This window comes from Pseudomonas sp. S2_C11 (assembly GCF_054668395.1).
The window spans coordinates 3319861-3337157 of the sequence record NZ_CP162765.1 but is presented as its reverse complement, the minus strand read 5'-3'; the positions used below and the strand labels follow the sequence as shown (position 1 = coordinate 3337157).

General features: G+C 61.1%; 10 protein-coding genes and 1 other RNA gene. 8 read left to right on the top strand and 3 right to left on the bottom strand.

Going from position 1 to position 17297, the window contains the following annotated elements; genetic code table 11:
• From xdhC to xdhA, 3 genes are all read right to left on the bottom strand, one after another.
• Window positions 1-858 carry a xanthine dehydrogenase accessory protein XdhC gene (gene xdhC / locus AB4N48_RS15060; RefSeq protein WP_460093842.1) on the bottom strand — a complete coding sequence of 286 codons (858 nt, stop codon included), beginning with the start codon at window positions 856-858 and terminating at the stop codon, window positions 1-3.
• A 118-nt stretch (window positions 859-976) separates the two neighbouring features.
• Complete coding sequence (gene xdhB, locus AB4N48_RS15055; protein ID WP_217850993.1) at window positions 977-3376, bottom strand: xanthine dehydrogenase molybdopterin binding subunit; 2400 nt, start codon at window positions 3374-3376, stop codon at window positions 977-979.
• Window positions 3369-4823 carry a xanthine dehydrogenase small subunit gene (gene xdhA, locus AB4N48_RS15050; protein WP_076566931.1) on the bottom strand — a complete coding sequence of 485 codons (1455 nt, stop codon included), beginning with the start codon at window positions 4821-4823 and terminating at the stop codon, window positions 3369-3371. Before xdhA ends, xdhB begins: the two co-directional genes overlap by 8 nt.
• Before the next feature lie 268 nt (window positions 4824-5091).
• Between xdhA and AB4N48_RS15045 the strand changes: the two genes are divergently transcribed.
• The 8 genes from AB4N48_RS15045 to AB4N48_RS15010 all read left to right on the top strand — a co-directional run bounded on the left by AB4N48_RS15045 (window position 5092) and on the right by AB4N48_RS15010 (window position 17278).
• Complete coding sequence (locus AB4N48_RS15045; protein ID WP_039763015.1) at window positions 5092-5751, top strand: GntR family transcriptional regulator; 660 nt, start codon at window positions 5092-5094, stop codon at window positions 5749-5751.
• Window positions 5752-5753: 2 nt separating this feature from the next.
• Entirely contained in the window at window positions 5754-9242 is a 3489-nt protein-coding gene (gene smc / locus AB4N48_RS15040) for a chromosome segregation protein SMC (RefSeq protein ID WP_375123349.1), read from the top strand.
• Between the two features lie 259 nt (window positions 9243-9501).
• Entirely contained in the window at window positions 9502-10365 is an 864-nt protein-coding gene (gene zipA / locus AB4N48_RS15035) for a cell division protein ZipA (RefSeq protein ID WP_016773851.1), read from the top strand.
• 162 nt (window positions 10366-10527) lie between these two features.
• Complete coding sequence (ligA, locus tag AB4N48_RS15030; RefSeq protein WP_457263804.1) at window positions 10528-12885, top strand: NAD-dependent DNA ligase LigA; 2358 nt, start codon at window positions 10528-10530, stop codon at window positions 12883-12885.
• A gap of 275 nt (window positions 12886-13160) precedes the next feature.
• Window positions 13161-14324 carry a zinc-binding metallopeptidase family protein gene (locus AB4N48_RS15025; RefSeq protein ID WP_375123351.1) on the top strand — a complete coding sequence of 388 codons (1164 nt, stop codon included), beginning with the start codon at window positions 13161-13163 and terminating at the stop codon, window positions 14322-14324.
• A 146-nt stretch (window positions 14325-14470) separates the two neighbouring features.
• Window positions 14471-14567: signal recognition particle sRNA small type (gene ffs / locus AB4N48_RS15020), an RNA gene on the top strand.
• A 205-nt stretch (window positions 14568-14772) separates the two neighbouring features.
• Window positions 14773-15222 (top strand): hypothetical protein, encoded by a 450-nt coding sequence (locus AB4N48_RS15015; RefSeq protein WP_460093839.1) that lies wholly within the window; start codon window positions 14773-14775, stop codon window positions 15220-15222.
• An 88-nt stretch (window positions 15223-15310) separates the two neighbouring features.
• Complete coding sequence (locus tag AB4N48_RS15010; protein ID WP_460093837.1) at window positions 15311-17278, top strand: hypothetical protein; 1968 nt, start codon at window positions 15311-15313, stop codon at window positions 17276-17278.
• Window positions 17279-17297 lie beyond the last annotated feature (19 nt).

Below are 17297 nucleotides of genomic sequence, written 5' to 3'. Positions count from 1 at the left end.
TCAGTTTGAGGCTTTGAGTTTGGCGGCCTGACTGCGGCGCGAGGCGGGCAGCAATCGGGCAATCGGTTCGGCGTGGGCGCTGTGCTGGCCGAAATTGGCGTTGTAAGTGGCGATGATTTCGCCGGCGATGGAGATGGCGATTTCCACAGGCAGTTTGCCTTTGACTTCGCCGATGCCCATCGGGCAGCGCATGCGCTGCACCACGCTCGGGTCGAAACCACGATCACGCAGACGGTGTTCGAATTTGGCGCGTTTGGTTTTCGAGCCGATCAGGCCGAACCAGGTGAAATCGTTGCGCTTGAGAATCGCCGCGGTCAGCTCCAGATCGAGCTGATGGTTGTGGGTCATGACGATGCAGTAGCTGCCGGCGGGCAGGTCATCGACTTCGTCCACCGGCTCTTCGCTGACGATTTTACGCACGCCGTGGGGGATGTGTTCAGGAAACTCGGCCGCGCGCGAATCGATCCAGCGCACCCGGCAGGGCAGGCTGGCCAGCAGCGGCACGAGGGCGCGACCGACATGGCCGGCACCGAACACGGCAATCTGCGCCTGCACCTGGCCCATCGGTTCGAACAGCAACACCGTAGCGCCACCGCAGCACTGGCCGAGACTGGCGCCGAGGCTGAAGCGCTCCAGATGGGTGTCCTGCTTACCGCTGGCGAGCATCTCGCGGGCGATCTGCATGGCTTTGAATTCCAGATGCCCGCCACCGATGGTGTCGAACAGGCGGTCGGCACTGACGACCATTTTCGAGCCGGCGTTGCGTGGCGTCGAACCGAGTTCTTCGATGATCGTCACCAGCACACAGGGCTCGCCCTGATTCTGCAGGTCGGCGAGGGCGTCGATCCAGTTGTACATGTTCACCTCGACATCTTCGTTGTCTGTGCCGGCCTCTTCGCGAGCAGGCTCGCTCCCACATTGGCAATGCATTCCAAATGTGGGAGCGAGCCTGCTCGCGAATGGCCGCGCCTCGGTCCTAGAGCGGAGCCAGCTCGGTTTCAGCTTCGACAGCCTTCACCGCTTTGAGCTGACGCATCTGCTCGCAGCCCCACAACACCCGCTCCGGCGTGGCCGGGGCGTCGATTTTCGGCTGATGCTGATAATCACCGAGGCTCGCCACCGCGTCCTTGATTGCGCACCACGCGGCGATCCCGAGCATGAACGGCGGTTCACCGACAGCTTTGGAATGGAACACCGTGTCTTCCGGGTTCTTGCGGTTTTCCACCAGCTTCACTCGCAGATCCAGCGGCATGTCCGCCACCGCCGGGATCTTGTAGCTGGCCGGGCCGTTGGTCATCAGCTTGCCCTTGTTGTTCCATACCAGCTCTTCCATGGTCAGCCAGCCCATGCCTTGCACGAAACCACCCTCGACCTGACCGATGTCGATCGACGGGTTCAGCGAGGCGCCGACGTCATGCAGGATGTCGGTGCGCAGCATCTTGTACTCGCCGGTCAGGGTGTCGACGATCACTTCGCAGCAGGCTGCGCCAAAGGCGAAGTAATAGAACGGACGGCCCCGCGCCTGACTGCGGTCGTAGTAGATTTTCGGGGTCTTGTAGAAGCCGGTGCTCGACAGCGAGACCTGATTGAAATACGCCTGCTGGATCAGCGCTTCGAAGGTCAGGATCTGCTCGCGCACCCGCACGTGGCCGTTGCGGAATTCGACGTCTTCTTCGCTGACCTTGTAGTGCCGCGCGGCGAACTCGACCAGGCGTTGCTTGATGGTCTGTGCTGCGTTCTGCGCGGCTTTGCCGTTCAGGTCAGCACCGCTGGAAGCAGCGGTCGGAGAGGTGTTCGGCACTTTGTCGGTGTTGGTCGCAGTGATCTGCACACGATCGATTTCGACCTGGAACACTTCCGCGACGACCTGAGCGACTTTGGTGTTCAGGCCCTGGCCCATTTCCGTACCGCCGTGGTTCAGGTGGATGCTGCCGTCGGTGTAGATGTGGATCAGCGCACCGGCCTGATTGAGGAAACTGGCGGTGAAGGAAATACCGAATTTCACCGGGGTCAGCGCCAGGCCTTTTTTCAGAATCGGGCTGTTGGCGTTGTAGCGACGGATCGCTTCGCGGCGCTCGGCGTACTGGCTGCTTTCTTCCAGTTCGGCGGTCATTTCCTCGAGCATGTTGTGCTCGACGGTCTGGTAGTAGTGGGTGACGTTGCGCTCGGTCTTGCCATAGTAGTTGGCCTTGCGCACCGCCAGCGGGTCGAGCTTCAAGTGCCGGGCAATTGCGTCCATCACTTCTTCGATGGCGACCATGCCTTGCGGGCCGCCGAAGCCGCGATAAGCAGTGTTCGAGGCGGTGTTGGTCTTGCAACGGTGACCGTTGATGGTGGCATCGCCGAGATAGTAGGAGTTGTCCGAGTGGAACATCGCACGGTCAACGATCGAGGCGGACAAGTCCGGCGAGCAGCCGCAGTTGCCGGCCAGCTCCATGTTGATCCCGTGCAGACGGCCGCTGCTGTCGAAGCCGACGTCGTATTCAACGTAGAACGGGTGGCGCTTGCCCGTCATCAGCATGTCTTCGACACGCGGCAGGCGCATCTTGGTCGGTTGGCCGGTGAGGTGCGCGACCACTGCGCACAGGCACGCCGGGCTCGCGGCCTGGGTTTCCTTGCCACCGAAACCACCGCCCATGCGGCGCATGTCGACAACGATCTTGTTCATCGACACGTCGAGCACTTCGGCGACCAGTTTTTGCACTTCGGTCGGGTTCTGCGTCGAGCAGTAGACGATCATGCCGCCGTCTTCAGTAGGCATCACCGAGGAGATTTGTGTCTCCAGATAGAAGTGCTCCTGGCCGCCGATGTGCAGCGTGCCCTGAATGCGGTGTTCAGCCGTGGCCAGTGCAGAGGCCGAGTCGCCGCGCTGATGGGTGTGGCTGTCGAGCACGAAGTGGCGTTTGCGCAGGGCTTCGACGACGTCGAGCACCGGTTCGAGGTCTTCGTATTCGATGATTGCGGCCATCGCTGCTTTGCGCGCGGTTTCCAGGTCTTTCGCCGCGACCGCCAGCACCGGTTGGCCGACAAACTGCACGTCATCGATGGCCAGCAGCGGGTCGCCCGGCATCAGCGGGCCGATGTCTTTCAGGCCCGGCACGTCTTCGTGGGTAATGACAATGCGCACGCCTTCGAAGGCGTAGCACGGCGACGTGTCGATGCTGAGGATTTTCGCGTGGGCGCGGTCCGACAGGCGCGCATACAGGTGCAACTGGTTGGGGAATTCCAGGCGATCATCGATGTACTGCGCTTCACCGGACACATGCTTGGCGGCGCTGTCGTGCTTGACGCTGCGGCCGACACCGGTGGTCAGGTCCTGGGCAAACAGTTCGGCCAGTTCAGCCTGGGTCTTCTCTACGGCGTGATGGTTAGACATAAGCGGTCACCCGAGTCTCGATGTGCGGTGTTTGCAGTTCGATGAAGTATTTGCGCAGCAGGTTCTGCGCGCTGAGCAGGCGATATTCCTTGCTGGCGCGGAAGTCCGAGAGCGGCGTGAAATCCTCGGCCAGCGCGGCGCAGGCGCGTTCGATCACGGCGTTGTTGAACGGCTGACCGAGCAGCACGGCTTCGCAATGCGCAGCGCGTTTGGGGATTGCCGCCATACCGCCGAAGGCCACCCGAGCGTCGGCGATCACGCCGTTCTCCACGCGCAGATTGAACGCAGCGCAGACGGCGGAGATGTCGTCGTCCAGGCGCTTCGACACTTTATAGGCGCGGAACAACTGCTCGGCGCTGGCGCGCGGGACGATGATTTTTTCGATGAACTCGCTTTCCTGGCGCGCGGTGACGCGGTAGTCGATGAAGTAATCTTCCAGGTTCAAGGTGCGGCGGGTTTCGCCTTTGCACAGCACGATCTGCGCGCCGAGGGCGATCAGCAGCGGTGGCGAGTCACCGATCGGCGAGGCGTTGCCGATGTTGCCGCCGAGGGTGCCTTGATTGCGGATCTGCAACGAGGCGAAGCGATGCAGTAATTCGCCGAAGTCCGGGTACTCGGCATTCAACGCCTCGTAGCAGTCGGAGAGGGCAGTGGCGGCGCCGATTTCGATGCGGTCATCGAAGGTTTCGATGCGCTTCATCTCGGCGACGTTGCCGACGTAGATCATCACCGGCAGAGTGCGGTGGAACTGGGTGACTTCCAGCGCCAGATCGGTGCCGCCGGCGAGCAGCCGCGCTTGTGGATAAGCGTCGTAGAGGTCGGCCAGGTCAGCGACGGTCAGCGGCACCAGGCAGCGTTTATCACCGCTGTTGAGTTCACCGATATCGGTCGGCGCGATGGCCTTGAGGCGGGCAATGGTTTCGGCTTCGCGGGCGTCGAACTGATCCGCTGGTTTGCCGCAGCAGGATTGTTCGGCAGCGGCGAGAATCGGCCGGTAGCCGGTGCAGCGGCAGAGGTTGCCGGCCAGCGCTTCGTGGGCCTTGGCCTGATCCGGCGCATCGCTGTTCTTTTGCAGGGCGAACAACGACATGACGAAACCGGGGGTGCAGAAGCCGCACTGCGAACCGTGGCACTCGACCATGGCTTTCTGCACGCTGTGCAGTTCGCCCTTGTGCTTGAGGTCTTCAACGCTGATCAGTTGTTTGCCGTGCAACGACGAAACGAAGGTCAGGCACGAGTTGAGGCTGCGATAGCGAATATGTTCACGCCCGGTGTCATCGGTCTGCAACTCGCCAACCACCACGGTGCAGGCGCCGCAGTCGCCACTGGCGCAACCTTCTTTGGTGCCGGGCTTGCCCACATGTTCACGCAGGTAATTGAGCACAGTCAGATTCGGGTCCAGGGCGTGCTCGCTACGGAGTTCCTGGTTAAGTAAAAACTGGATCACGGAAGGCCTCGCAGACTCATTATTGTTGTTAACCGACGTGAACCGAATTTAGCAGGTCTGACTTTTCGGTCAATGGTTTTCTGACTTAAAGGTCAGGAAAATCCGTTTCGTCGATCAACAGCGTGTCTATTCAGTATTGACCTTCATCGGTCACCGCGCTTTTTTGCGGGATTCGTGCCAAAAACCGCTGAGTGGGCACTCCGCCATGACCGTGCATTTGCGCTACACTGCGCCGCTTGTGCAGATCGATAGAGTTTGAAGGACAACCATGACGTTCAAGGCGCCGGACAGCCTCGCCGAGCAAATCGCTCACCACCTCGCCGAACGCATCATTCGTGGCGAAATGAAGCCGGGAGAGCGCATCCAGGAACAGAAGGTCACGCTGGCGCTCAACGTCAGCCGCGGTTCGGTCCGCGAAGCCTTGCTGATCCTCGAGCGCCGTCACCTGATCGCGATCCTGCCGCGTCGTGGCGCCCACGTTACCGAGCTGACGCCGCACAAGGTGCAGAGCCTGTGCACGCTGATGAGCGAGCTGTACATCCTGCTTGGCAATTCGGTGGCCAATGGCTGGCAAGTGCAGTCGGACATGGCGCCGTTCGTGCAGATCCAGCAGCGCCTGACCGCCAATTACGAACGCGGCGATATCCGCAGCTTCGTCGATGACAGCTTCGCGGTGATGCGCGCCGCCTATCCGTTTGCCAACAATCCGTACCTGCAAGAAACCGTCGAGAACCTCCAGCCGGCGATGAGCCGCGCGTATTTCCTCGCCCTCGAACAGCGCAAGGCGGAAATGAGCGAATTCCTCGAACTGTTCGAACGCTTGCTCGCTGCCGTACTCGCCCGTGATTTGCCGCAGATCCGCATCGTGCTCACGGCGTATGCCCAGCGCAGCTGCGATCTAGTGGTGTCTGCGCTGACGGTTGCCTGAGCGTGCGGCTGAAGTGCATCAAACTGGCGGGGTTCAAATCCTTCGTCGACCCGACCACGGTGAACTTCCCCAGTAACATGGCGGCGGTCGTCGGGCCGAACGGTTGCGGCAAGTCGAACATCATCGACGCCGTGCGCTGGGTGATGGGCGAAAGTTCGGCGAAGAACCTCCGTGGCGAGTCGATGACCGATGTCATCTTCAACGGCTCGACCAGCCGCAAACCGGTGAGCCAGGCCAGCATCGAGCTGGTGTTCGACAACTCCGACGGCACGCTGCTCGGCGAATACGCCGCCTACGCGGAAATTTCCATCCGCCGCAAAGTCACCCGCGACAGCCAGACCACCTATTACCTCAACGGCACCAAATGCCGTCGGCGCGACATCACCGATATTTTCCTCGGCACCGGCCTCGGTCCGCGCAGCTACTCGATCATCGAACAGGGGATGATCTCCAAGCTGATCGAATCCAAGCCGGAAGACCTGCGCAATTTCATCGAAGAAGCGGCGGGCATCTCCAAGTACAAGGAGCGTCGCCGTGAGACTGAAAACCGCATCCGCCGTACCCACGAGAACCTCGCCCGTCTGACCGACCTGCGCGACGAGCTGGAGCGCCAGCTCGAACGTCTGCACCGTCAGGCCGAGGCGGCGAAAAAGTATCAGGAACTCAAGGCCGAAGAGCGTCAGCTCAAGGCGCAACTGTCGGCGCTGCGCTGGCAGGACCTCAACGAGCAGGTCGGCCAGCGCGAGTCGATCATCGGCAACCAGGAAGTCAGCTTCGAAGCGCTGGTCGCTGAACAGCGTAACGCTGACGCCGCCATCGAACGCCTGCGTGACGGTCACCACGACCTGTCCGAACGCTTCAATCTGGTGCAGGGCCGCTTCTATTCGGTCGGCGGCGACATCGCCCGGGTCGAGCAGAGCATCCAGCACGGCCAGCAGCGTTTGCGTCAGTTGCAGGACGATCTGAAAGAAGCCGAGCGCGCGCGTCTGGAAACCGAATCGCACCTGGGCCACGACCGCACGTTGCTGCTGACCCTCGGCGAAGAACTGGACATGCTCACCCCCGAGCAGGAAGTCACCAGCGCCGCCGCCGAGGAAGCCGCTGCGGCCCTCGAAGAAGCCGAAACCACTATGCACGGCTGGCAGGAGCAGTGGGACGCTTTCAACCTGACCGCTGCCGAACCGCGCCGTCAGGCTGAAGTCCAGCAATCGCGGATCCAGCAGCTGGAAAGCAGCATGGAGCGTCTGGCTGACCGACAGAAGCGCCTCGCTGAAGAGCGCGGGTTGCTGTCCGCCGACCCGGAAGACGCGGCGATCATGGCGCTCAATGAGCAGCTCGCCGAGTCCGAAGCGACTCTCGAAGATTTGCAGACCAGCGAAGAAGCGCAGGTCGAAAAGCTCGAACAACTGCGTCAGGAATTGCAGCAGGCGTTGACCGCCCAGCAGCAGGCGCAGGGCGATCTGCAGCGGCTCAACGGGCGTTTGGCATCGCTGGAAGCCTTGCAGCAGGCCGCGCTCGATCCCGGCACTGGCACTGCTGAATGGTTGAAGGAACACAACCTCGCCGAGCGTCCGCGTCTGGCCGAGGGCCTGAAGGTCGAGGCGGGTTGGGAGCTGGCGGTGGAAACCGTGCTTGGCGCCGATCTGCAAGCGGTGTTGGTCGACGACTTCAGCGGTTTTGATTTGTCCGGTTTCACCCAAGGCGACTTGCGTCTGCTCAGCCCGGCCAGCGATGGCGTGCGAGTGGCGGGCAGCCTGTTGGATAAAGTCGAGGCGCAGATCGATCTGTCGCCGTGGCTTGGTCAGGTCAAACCAGTCGACAGCCTTGAACAGGCACTGGCCTTGCGCGGTCAGTTGAGCGCCGGGCAGAGCCTGATCAGCCGCGATGGCTATTGGGTGGGTCGACACTTTTTACGCGTACGTCGCGCCAGCGAAGCGGAAAGCGGCATGCTCGCCCGTGGCCAGGAAATCGAAGACTTGCAGCTTGAACGCGAAGAGCGCGAAGCCACCGTCGAGGCCATGGAAACCCGCCTGCAAACCTTGCGCGCGCAACAGCGCCAGCAGGAAAACGGCCGCGAACATCTGCGCCGCTTGCTGCAGGACGAAGCGCGCCAGCAAGGCGAACTGAAAGCGCAGTTGTCCGCCGGTAAGGCCAAAGCCGAACAGCTGACATTGCGCCGCACCCGTCTCGATGAAGAACTGGTCGAACTCGCCGAACAGCGCGAGCTTGAGCACGAACAGGTCGGCGAAGCGCGCATGCAATTGCAGGAAGCGCTGGACGCCATGGCGCTCGACACCGAGCAGCGCGAGTTGCTGCTGGCCCAGCGCGACAGCCTGCGCGAGCGCCTTGATCGCGTGCGTCAGGAAGCCCGGCAGCACAAGGATCACGCCCATCAATTGGCCGTGCGTCTCGGCTCGCTGCGTGCCCAGCACGATTCCACCCGGCAGGCGCTGGAGCGTCTGGAAATGCAGGCCGAACGCCTGACTGAAAAGCGCGAACAGTTGAGTCTGAATCTGGAGGAGGGCGAGGCACCGCTGGAAGAGTTGCGCCTCAAGCTCGAAGAGTTGCTCGACAAGCGCATGACCGTCGATGAAGAACTCAAGACTGCGCAGATCGCCCTGGAAGACGCCGATCGTGAATTGCGCGACGCGGAAAAACGCCGCACCCAGGCCGAGCAGCAATCGCAGTTGATTCGCGGCCAGCTCGAACAACAGCGCATGGAATGGCAGGCGCTGACCGTACGGCGCAAGGCTTTGCAGGATCAACTGCTCGAAGATGGCTACGATCTCAACGGTGTGCTCGCCACATTGACGGCGCAAGCCAGTGAACGCGAGGCCGAAGAAGAACTCGAACGCATCAACGCGCGGATTCAGCGCCTGGGTGCGATCAACCTCGCGGCCATCGATGAATACACGCAACAATCGGAGCGTAAACGTTATCTGGATGCGCAGGACGCCGATCTGGTCGAGGCGCTGGAGACCCTGGAAAACGTCATCCGCAAGATCGACAAGGAAACCCGCAACCGTTTCAAAGATACCTTTGATCAGATCAACGGCGGTTTGCAGGCACTTTTCCCGAAAGTTTTCGGTGGCGGGCGCGCGTATTTGGAACTGACGGGCGAAGATCTACTCGATACAGGGGTGACGATCATGGCGCAGCCGCCCGGGAAGAAGAACAGCACCATCCATTTGCTCTCCGGCGGCGAAAAGGCCCTGACTGCACTGGCCCTGGTTTTTGCCATCTTCAAGTTGAACCCGGCGCCGTTCTGCATGCTCGATGAGGTTGACGCGCCACTGGATGACGCTAACGTTGGACGCTACGCACGCCTGGTCAAAGAGATGTCGCAGACCGTGCAGTTCATCTACATCACCCACAACAAGATCGCCATGGAAATGGCCGAACAGTTGATGGGCGTGACGATGCATGAGCCGGGCTGCTCGCGACTGGTGGCGGTGGATGTCGAGGAGGCGATGGCGATGGTGGATGCCTGAGTCGGTGTGATGTCGGAATAGTTTTGGAGGTCTGTAGGACTTTTTACTGACATCGGCTGGATGGCCAATCGACATATTCGCGCAAGCCAAATGAGACAGACGGTGTAAAGTTGTCTTTGGTCGTGCTAGTTTAATGTCAATTTTTCGTATACGTGGGCAAAACGCCTGTCAGAACATAGAGTTGGCGCCACGTTTTAAAGCGGTTTACGCAGTGTAAACCCCTTATTTTTCAGCATTTTTTATAGAGGCACGGGATTACATGGAAATCGGTCTGCGCGAGTGGCTGATCGTCATCGGCATCATTGTGATAGCCGGTATTCTTTTCGATGGCTGGCGCCGTATGCGCGGCGGCAAGGGAAAGCTGAAATTCCGTCTCGACCGGAGCCTGTCCAATCTGCCGGACGAGGACACCAGCGCCGAGCTGTTGGGCCCGGCCCGCGTCCTGGATACGCACAAAGAGCCGCAACTGGACGAGCACGATCTGCCGTCGGTGAGCATGCCCAACCGCGAAGCCCGCGAGCCGCGTGAATCCGGTTCGAAACGTGGCAAGCGCGGCAGCAACGGCCCGGCGCAGGGCGACCTCAACCTCGACCTCGATCTGGACGGCGGCCCGAGCTTCAGCAGCCGTGACGACGATTTCGCCGAAGACAGTAAGCCTGCAGCGGCCGTGGCGGAAAAAGATCAGCCGCAAGCCGAAGAAGTCCTGGTGATCAGCGTGATCTGCCGCGACCCGGCCGGCTTCAAAGGCCCGGCGCTGTTGCAGAACATTCTCGAAAGCGGCCTGCGTTTCGGCGAGATGGACATTTTTCACCGCCACGAAAGCATGGCCGGCAACGGCGAAGTGCTGTTCTCCATGGCCAACGCGGTCAAGCCGGGTATCTTCGATCTGGACGACATTGACCACTTCAGCACCCCGGCGGTGAGCTTCTTCCTCGGTCTGCCAGGCCCGCGTCATCCGAAGCAGGCCTTCGACGTGATGGTCGCGGCAGCCCGCAAGCTGTCCCAGGAATTGAACGGCGAATTGAAAGACGATCAGCGCAGCGTACTGACCGCGCAGACGATTGAGCATTACCGTCAGCGCATCGTCGAATTCGAACGCCGCGCATTGACCCAGAAGCGCTAAGGCCAGATCAAAAGATCGCAGCCTTCGGCAGCTCCTACAGAGGATCGCGATACTGTAGGAGCTGACGAGTGCAACGAGGCTGCGATCTTCTGGCCCCGCCGCCGATAATGGAATAAAACTGGAGCAGCCTCGGCTGCTCTTTTGCTTTATGAGAGAACACCCATGACCGCCGCCAAAACCCGCATTCTAGAGCTGCGCGCTGAGCTGGATCAGCACAACTATCGCTATCACGTTCTCGACGAGCCGAGCATTCCCGATGCCGAATACGACCGCTTGTTTCACGAGCTCAAGGCACTGGAAGCGGCCAACCCGGAACTGATCACCAGCGATTCGCCGACCCAGCGCGTCGGTAGCATGGCGTTGACTGCGTTCACTCAGGTGCGTCACGAAATCCCGATGCTCAGCCTCGGCAACGCCTTCGAAGAATCCGACATGCGCGAGTTCGATCGCCGCGTCAACGAAGGCCTCGACGTGCCGGCCGGCGATCTGTTTGGTGGCGGCGCGGCGGTGGAATACAGCTGCGAGCCGAAGCTTGATGGCCTGGCGGTCAGCCTGCTGTATCAGGATGGTCTGCTGGTGCGCGGCGCCACCCGTGGCGATGGCACCACCGGCGAAGACATCAGCGTCAACGTGCGCACTGTGCGCAATATTCCGCTGAAGCTGCATGGCGAAGGCTGGCCGGCGACGCTGGAAGTGCGCGGTGAAGTGTTCATGTCCAAGGCCGGTTTCGAGCGCCTCAATGCTTCGCAGCTGGAAATCGGCGGCAAGACCTTTGCCAACCCGCGCAACGCGGCAGCAGGCAGCCTGCGCCAGCTCGATTCGAAGATCACCGCCAATCGTCCGCTGGAATTCTGTTGCTACGGCATTGGCCAGGTGTCCCACGATATTGCCGACACCCACATCGGAAACCTCAAGCAGTTGCAGAAGTGGGGCATGCCGATCAGTCACGAACTGAAGCTGGCCAAGGGCATCGACGAGTGTCTTGAGTATTACCGCGACATCGGCGCGCGCCGTGACTCGCTGGCCTATGAAATCGACGGCGTGGTGTTCAAGGTCAACAGCATTGCCGACCAGCGTGAACTGGGCTTCCGCGCCCGCGAGCCGCGCTGGGCGATCGCACACAAATTCCCGGCGATGGAAGAACTCACCGAGCTGCTCGACGTGGAATTCCAGGTCGGCCGCACCGGTGCGGTAACTCCCGTGGCGCGCCTGAAACCGGTGAAAGTCGCCGGCGTCACCGTGGCCAACGCCACGTTGCACAACATGGACGAAGTCGCGCGGCTGGGCCTGATGATCGGCGATACGGTGATCATCCGCCGCGCCGGCGATGTGATTCCGCAAGTGGTGCAGGTAATCACCGAGCGTCGCCCCGATGACGCGCGCCCGGTTGCCATTCCTCAACGCTGCCCGGTGTGCGGCTCGCACGTTGAACGCACGCAACTGGTCAAGCGCAGCAAGGGCAAGGAAACCTTCAGCGAAGGCGCGGTCTATCGCTGCGTCGGCCGACTGGCCTGCGGTGCGCAACTGAAACAGGCGATCATCCACTTCGTCTCGCGTCGGGCCATGGACATCGAAGGCTTGGGCGACAAGAGCGTCGAGCAACTGGTCGACGAAGGTCTGGTCAGTTCGCCGGCCGATCTGTATGCGCTGAAGTTCGACGACATCGTCGATCTGGAAGGCTTCGCCGAGGTATCAAGCAACAAGCTTCTCAAAGCCATCGAAGACAGCAAGCAACCGAGCCTGGCACGTTTCATCTACGCCCTCGGCATTCCCGATGTCGGCGAAGAGACGGCGAAGGTGCTGGCGCGTTCGCTGGGTTCACTGGAGCGCGTGCAACAGGCTTTGCCGCATGTGCTGACCTATCTGCCGGATGTCGGCCTGGAAGTGGCGCACGAGATCCACAGTTTCTTTGAGGATGCGCACAACCAGCAGGTCATCAGCGAATTGCTCGGCCATGGTTTGCAGATTCAGGATCAGGGCGAGTTGGGCGCCGAATTCGCCGCCAGTACCACGTTGGGCGGCTTGCTCGACAAACTGCACATTCCTTTCGTCGGCCCCGGTGGTGCGCAGAAACTCGCCGATCGCTTCGGTTCGCTGGAAGCGGCGATGAACGCTGACTGGCTGGACATGCGCCAGGCATTGCCGGAGAAGCAGGCCAACTCGGTACGCGAGTTCTTCGCCTCGCCTGAGCATCGGCAACTGGCCGAGCAGGCCGAGCAGCAATTGCGCGATTTCGGCATGCATTGGCAGAGCGAGAAGAAAGTCGTCGAAGGTCTGCCGCTGTCCGGGGAAACCTGGGTGCTGACCGGCAAGGTCGAACTGATGAGCCGGGATGTGGCCAAGGATCATCTCGAAAGCCTGGGTGCCAAGGTCGCCGGTTCGGTGTCGGCGAAAACCCATTGCGTGGTCGCAGGCCCGGGTGCCGGCTCGAAACTGACCAAGGCCAACGAGCTGGGTGTGAAGGTCATGGACGAGGAAGCGTTTATCGCCTTCCTCAAAACCCACGGCGTCGCTGTCTGACCGGATGAACCCCTGTGGTGAGGGGATTTATCCCTGTCCGGATGGACACCTGTGGCGAGGGGATTTATTCCCGCTGGGTTGCGCAGCGACCCCAGAACCCTGCGGCCGATCATTTTATCTGTATCGCGTGTACGGTTTTTTGCGACTGCTGCGCAGTCGAGCGGGGATAAATCCCCTCACCACAATGGTGCTATCACCCGGCTGCGCGGTTATGGGTGGGAACGATGTTGTCTTCAGAATGATCTAGTCTTGGCCAGTCCCAGGGAGAGATCGCCATGCACCGTTTTTTCGAGCAGCTCAGTTCCCGCATCATCGCGCCGTTCGTGGCCGGATCCTCGCGCAACAGCAAAGTCTGGCCGTGCCGTTGCGGCCAGTCGCTGTTCTTTCGCAACAGTCAGTGCCTGGCCTGTAACGCCTTGCTTGGCTATCAACCTGAACAAAGTCGCCTGACCTCGCTGCAGCCGGGGCCGGAAGAGGGCACCTGGGCGCTCGACGCCGATCCCGACGCCGGACTGTTCCGCCGTTGCGCCAACCTCGACATGCCCGCCGCGTGCAACTGGCTGCTGCCGGCCAACGATCACGACACCTTGTGCATCGCTTGCAGCCTCAACCGCACCATTCCCGACCTGTCCGTCGCGGAAAATCCCGAACGCTGGCGCAAGGTCGAAATCGCCAAGCGTCGACTGGTCGCGCAACTGATCACCCTCGGCTTGCCGGTCATCCCGAAAACCACGGATGAAGAAACCGGGCTGGCGTTCGACTTCATCGGCGTCGACCTGGAAGGCAACGCGCCGATGACCGGCCACGCCAATGGCCTGATCACCCTCGATATCAAAGAGGCCGACGACGCGCACCGTGAACAGGTCAGGGCGGCGATGCACGAACCTTACCGCACGCTGCTCGGGCATTTTCGCCATGAGGTCGGCCACTACTACTGGGATCGCCTCATCGCCAACGGCCCTTGGCTGGAGGCGTTCCGTAACCTGTTCGGCGACGAGCGCGCCAGTTACGCCGAGGCGCTGGACCGGCATTACCAGCAAGGCGCACCGCTGGACTGGCCGCAGCACTACGTCAGTGCCTACGCGACCATGCACCCGTGGGAAGACTGGGCGGAAACCTGGGCGCACTACCTGCACATGATGGACGCCGTGGATACTGCGCTGGGCTTCGGCATGAGCGCGCGGGAAATGGACTTTGACTATCAGCCGTTTCCGACCAGCACCCTGTACGACCCGGAGCACCCCGGCGGTGGCGCTTTCCTGTCATTCGTCAATGCGTGGATCGAGCTGGCGGGCATGCTCAACGAACTGTCGCGCAGCATGGGCCAGCCGGATTTCTATCCGTTCGTACTGCCGGCAGCGGCGATCGCCAAGCTGCACTTCATTCATCTGGTGATCCAGGATGCGGGCGGTCGCGCAGACGAAGTCCTGGCCCTGTAGAAGCTGGCGCAGGCTGCGATCTTTTGGCGTCACCGCATGTCCTTGAACCTGTTGGTATTTTTTATCTGCAACCAACGGTTGTAACTTCATCTCAGACAGGTACAATGGCGCGGCTCGCCGACAGGCAAGCGTCGTTATGGTGACCCCATCGGTCCCCCCGCAACGATTACCCGTGAACCTGGTCAGATCCGGAAGGAAGCAGCCACAGCGGGAACATTGTGTGCCGGGGTGTGGCTGGTGGGGGCACCACCTTAACGAACCAGCCAAGGCTTCAGAGAGAACTGCATGGGTTTCGCCCACTGCGGTTTTTTTATGCCTGCGATTTGGCTAGTGGCGTTGCTCCGCCATCAGAAACGCGCGGATCAGCAGCGCAGCGTCCCGGTGCCCGTGCGGCTGTCGACAGCGAACAGTGGCATACTCCCCCGCCTGGCAACGAGAGGTAAGGCAAGTGGGTGAAATTGACGATCTGACCCGGGAAAAGCTGCGCGAATGGCAGTTGCGTCGTCTGGAAGTCAAAGCACAGATGCAGGATCAGCCCGCGCGCACGCTGGAACTGTCGCGAGTGCTCGACCTGATGGATGAAGAACACGCTGCGATTCTGGCGGCATCTGCTGTTTTCAACGCGGCAGAAGAGCCTGAACAGTCGGTCCCGGTGGAGGCACAATCGGCGATCGTCGAGCACGCATCAGACTCGCTGACCGCAAAGTACGACCTGCAGCTGCAAGCCACCGCGCAAAACCCTGAACACCTGCGCAGACTGCTCGAAATGGCGCTCTACGAAGTGCAGGCGCAGATCGATGCGGCGGCGGTGGCCAGCGGCACTGAACGACGCGGCATGTCCGGCACGCTCGGCGGTTACTCCTTCGAGCTGCGCATCAGCCCCCGAGGCCGGCAGTGAAGGAAACTTGCCGCAGTCCCATGAAATGCCCGACGAGAATGACCAGGACTGATCTGGTGTTGTATTAAAGCCCAGGCGGCGAGGTTGTATGCACCCGGAACATTTTGATTTGGCCACCCCGGTATTTCTGCCCATCACCCATGATGTGTGTACGGCGCTGTTGCAGCCCGAGGGTGACGCGGCACTGGCCAACCTGAGCGACCCGGAACTGGCGGCGGTGCTGGTCATCCAGAACCTTGCCCAGGCCACGGAAAAGGACCTGAGTGCCAGCGCAGCGGAGAAAATTCTCGCCAGACTCATTGACTGGTCTGTCACCTCCCGGCGCTCCGGATCGGCGGGACTGCTTGCAGAGGCGCGGCGTCTTTTCGATTCGCGCAAATTGTATTTCGGCCTCAATGCGCTCAAAGGCCTGAACCTGCGGTTTCTCATGGCCGATGAAGTCACAGCGCAGGAATACCTGTTGCCCGGCGGGCAGTGGGATGTGGACTACAAAATTCGCCATCAGCAACAGAACAATCCGTTCAGCCAGCAAATGGTCACGCCACGCGAGCGCGAGCACTGGTTAAGCGCGGCGCAGGACAAGCTGCTGCGAACCTTCCGTGCCAACCTCGACGAAGACCTGCACGTGCAGGGTTATGCGGGCATCGGCAAGAGTTACATGCTCAGCGCGCTGATCGAATGCCTGCGCTCGAAACGCACCCTGGTACTGGCGCGCACCCCGGCGAAACTGGCGACGTTGCGCAAGCACATCGTGCAAGTGCACGACACGGAAATTGGCCAGACCTTCTACGATTTTGCCCAGGCCCAGTTGCTCGGCCCCCGATCGCACATGGCCAGGACGCCAGCGCGGATCCCGAGCAGGCAGGCGCTGGCGCAGGAACTGAATATGTTCGGCTTTCGCCACCACGATGGGCAGGGCACTCTGGAGGTTTGTCTGCGCGTGCTGGAGCTGTATTGCGCCTCAAGAGATCACACGCTATCCGCCAGGCACCTGCCGCATTTTCAGCAGCCCTTGAGCGGCGCAGACTCACAGGCGCTGCTGGAATATTCCAGTCGCCTGTGGGTATATCTCGAGGCCAATCCGGCCTGGGCCAGCCAGAGCGGTTTTCCGACGTTGCTCATGATCAAGCGCGCCAGTCTGGCCGGTTGCCGCGTCCCGCCGCGCTACACCCATGTGATCATCGACGAAAGCCAGGACGTGCCGGCGTCGCTGCTGCAAATCATCGAGCGCGGGCAGCAGGTACTGATCACCCTCGGCGATGAGTATCAGCAGGCCACGGGCGAGGCGCCCAAGCGCAAGCGTGAAGTTCGTCAGAGCGATATCTGCTATTCGGTGCGTTCGGGGCGCAATGTCGAGCGCCTGGTCAATCCGCTGATCTCGCGCCACACGCACAAGAGCAAAGTGCCGTTCGAAGGCGCTCGTCACGCCGACGTCGATATCGAGTACTACCCGCAAGCCTTCGTGCCGCCCGAAGGTTGCGTGGTGCTGACCGCGTCACCCTGGGACACGATGATGTGGGCCATCCATCTGCACGACTCCAGTTGCGCCTTCAGTTTTCCCGACAGGGAAGCGCAGGACGACATCAAGCATTTCATGACCACCGCCATCGAGCTGTTCCGCCGCGATTTCTACAACGCCGGGTCCAGCGAGAAAGGACCGCACCCGTATTTCAGCGACATGGCTGATTGGCAGCAGGTGCGCGCCGCCAACCAGTTCGATGAAGCTTTCTTGTGGATCGAGGCGCAGTTGCAAAACGGCTTCATGATTGCCGACCTGACTCGCCTGAGCCAAAAGATCATCGAGCCAGGCAAAGCCTGCCTGTTGATGATGGCCGAGCGGGCTGGCGGCATGGAGTTCAAGCGCGTGCTGTTGACCCGGACGTTGCTCAGTAACGAGAAATTCAAGGATGCCTACGAGTTCGATCAGCGCATCTGTGCCGTGTACATCGCCGTGTCCCGTGCCCGGCAGCAGCTTTATCTGCCTTACGACGTGGTCGAGTGGATCGATTATCACCACAGCCGCGAGCCGAAATTCCGCGAATCGCACGGTTATTGACCCGGCCAACCCTGTGGGA

Coding starts and splice junctions, on each gene's coding strand:
- xdhC (WP_460093842.1), bottom strand. CDS start 858: ATGTACAACTGGATCGACGCCCTCGCCGACCTGCAGAATCAGGGCGAG.
- xdhB (WP_217850993.1), bottom strand. CDS start 3,376: ATGTCTAACCATCACGCCGTAGAGAAGACCCAGGCTGAACTGGCCGAA.
- AB4N48_RS15045 (WP_039763015.1), top strand. CDS start 5,092: ATGACGTTCAAGGCGCCGGACAGCCTCGCCGAGCAAATCGCTCACCAC.
- zipA (WP_016773851.1), top strand. CDS start 9,502: ATGGAAATCGGTCTGCGCGAGTGGCTGATCGTCATCGGCATCATTGTG.
- ligA (WP_457263804.1), top strand. CDS start 10,528: ATGACCGCCGCCAAAACCCGCATTCTAGAGCTGCGCGCTGAGCTGGAT.
- AB4N48_RS15025 (WP_375123351.1), top strand. CDS start 13,161: ATGCACCGTTTTTTCGAGCAGCTCAGTTCCCGCATCATCGCGCCGTTC.
- AB4N48_RS15010 (WP_460093837.1), top strand. CDS start 15,311: ATGCACCCGGAACATTTTGATTTGGCCACCCCGGTATTTCTGCCCATC.